The 2,332-nt window shown below is 56.5% G+C and carries 2 protein-coding genes; both read left to right on the top strand.

Annotated features, from left to right (window positions below):
• Positions 1 to 39: 39 nt before the first annotated feature.
• The gene (locus tag FDW95_RS07115) at positions 40 to 1,407 is read left to right on the top strand and encodes an L-serine ammonia-lyase (protein WP_096755889.1); all 1,368 of its coding nucleotides are present in this window, start codon (positions 40 to 42) and stop codon (positions 1,405 to 1,407) included.
• Between the two features lie 166 nt (positions 1,408 to 1,573).
• The gene (gene xni, locus FDW95_RS07110) at positions 1,574 to 2,329 is read left to right on the top strand and encodes a flap endonuclease Xni (protein WP_115257589.1); all 756 of its coding nucleotides are present in this window, start codon (positions 1,574 to 1,576) and stop codon (positions 2,327 to 2,329) included.
• The last annotated feature ends 3 nt before the right edge of the window (positions 2,330 to 2,332 follow it).

The raw sequence follows: 2,332 nt of genomic DNA, 5'->3' as shown, positions 1-2,332 counted from the left end.
GCCTACGGGCGGCGCATCTCGTTATACAATGGACGCCTCATGATTAGCGTATTCGATATCTTCAAAATCGGCATTGGCCCTTCCAGCTCCCACACTGTGGGTCCAATGAAAGCAGGCAAACAATTCACGGATGACCTGATTGCTCGCGGAATACTCACTGACGTAACCCGCGTAGTGGTTGATGTTTACGGCTCTCTGTCTCTGACGGGGAAAGGCCATCACACTGACATCGCGATTATTATGGGCCTGGCGGGTAATCTGCCTGACACCGTAGACATCGATGCCATTCCGTCCTTTATCCAGGATGTGAATACTCACGGACGTTTGCTGCTGGCAGACGGTCAGCATGAAGTGGAGTTCCCGGTCGATAAGTGCATGAATTTCCATGCGGACAATCTGTCCCTGCACGAAAACGGCATGCGCATTACCGCCCTGGCCGGCGAAAAAGTCCTCTACAGCCAGACTTACTATTCCATTGGCGGTGGTTTCATCGTTGATGAAGAACATTTCGGCCTGCCGAACAGCTCGCCGGTAAACGTGCCCTATCCGTACAAATCCGCCGCCGATCTGCAACGACATTGCCAGGAAACCGGCCTGTCGCTTTCTGGTCTGATGATGCAAAACGAACTGGCCCTGCACAGCAAAGAAGAGCTGGAACAGCACTTTGCTAACGTCTGGGAAGTGATGCGTAGCGGGATTGAACGCGGTATCACCACCGAAGGCGTCTTGCCGGGTAAACTGCGCGTGCCACGTCGTGCCGCAGCGCTGCGTCGCATGCTGGTCAGCAGTGACAAAACCACCACCGACCCAATGGCGGTCGTGGACTGGATTAACATGTTCGCGCTGGCGGTGAACGAAGAGAATGCGGCCGGTGGACGTGTGGTTACCGCCCCGACCAACGGGGCGTGTGGGATCGTTCCTGCGGTACTGGCTTACTACGACAAGTTTATCCGCGAAGTGAACGCTAACTCGCTGGCACGCTACATGCTGGTCGCGAGTGCGATTGGTTCCCTGTACAAGATGAACGCCTCTATCTCGGGTGCCGAAGTGGGTTGCCAGGGTGAAGTTGGTGTGGCCTGCTCAATGGCGGCAGCGGGTCTGGCAGAACTGCTGGGCGGTAGCCCTACGCAGGTGTGCATCGCGGCAGAAATCGGTATGGAACACAACCTGGGGCTGACATGCGATCCGGTTGCGGGCCAGGTTCAGGTCCCATGTATCGAGCGTAACGCTATTGCCTCAGTCAAAGCGGTTAACGCCGCACGTATGGCGCTGCGCCGTACCAGCGAGCCGCGCGTGTGCCTCGATAAAGTGATCGAGACCATGTACGAGACCGGTAAAGACATGAATGCCAAGTACCGCGAAACCTCTCGTGGCGGCCTGGCGATGAAAGTTGTCACCTGCGATTAAGTCCCAACCCATTGCCGGATGGCGCAAGCTTATCCGGCCTACAGTGCCGTAGTCATTTGTAGGCCGGATAAGGCGTCAGCTGCCATCCGGCAAAATGTTGTTTCAGATCTTCGCCTCCACTCGCCGTGAATGTTACCCTACAGGCTGATTCGTAAGGGAGAACACCGTGGCCGTCCATCTGCTCATTGTCGATGCACTGAACCTCATCCGCCGTATTCACGCTGTTCAGGGATCGCCCTGCGTGGAGACCTGCCAGCACGCGCTCGATTTATTGCTCGTGCACAGCCAGCCTACGCACGCCGTGGCGGTGTTTGATGACGAAGCGCGTAACAGCGGCTGGCGTCACCAACGGCTGCCCGACTATAAAGCTGGTCGCCCACCGATGCCCGACGAACTCCATCAAGAAATGCCCGCCCTACGCGCGGCCTTTGAACAGCGCGGCGTCTGCTGCTGGGTTTCCAGCGGTAATGAGGCCGACGATCTAGCCGCAACGCTGGCGGTGAAAGTCACCCAGGTTGGGCATCAGGCCACCATCGTCTCAACCGATAAAGGTTACTGCCAGTTGCTCTCTCCTGCCCTGCGTATTCGCGACTATTTCCAGAAGCGCTGGCTGGATGCGCCGTTCATCGAAAAAGAGTTTGGCGTACAGCCTCAGCAACTGCCGGATTACTGGGGGCTAGCAGGAATAAGCAGTTCAAAAGTACCTGGTGTCGCCGGTATTGGCCCAAAAAGTGCGACCCAACTGCTCATGCAGTTTCAGCATCTGGAAGGGATTTACGCCCGGCTTGATGACGTGCCGGAAAAGTGGCGCAAGAAGCTCGAGGCGCACAAAGAAATGGCATTTCTATGCCGCGATATTGCCCAGTTGCAAACGGACTTACATATCGACGGGAACCTACAGCAGTTACGTCTGGCGCGGTAGTTT

It is taken from the genome of Citrobacter sp. wls718 (genome assembly GCF_005280945.1).
GTDB classification, from domain to species: domain Bacteria; phylum Pseudomonadota; class Gammaproteobacteria; order Enterobacterales; family Enterobacteriaceae; genus Citrobacter; species Citrobacter gillenii.
This window is presented reverse-complemented; position numbering and strand designations above follow the sequence as displayed.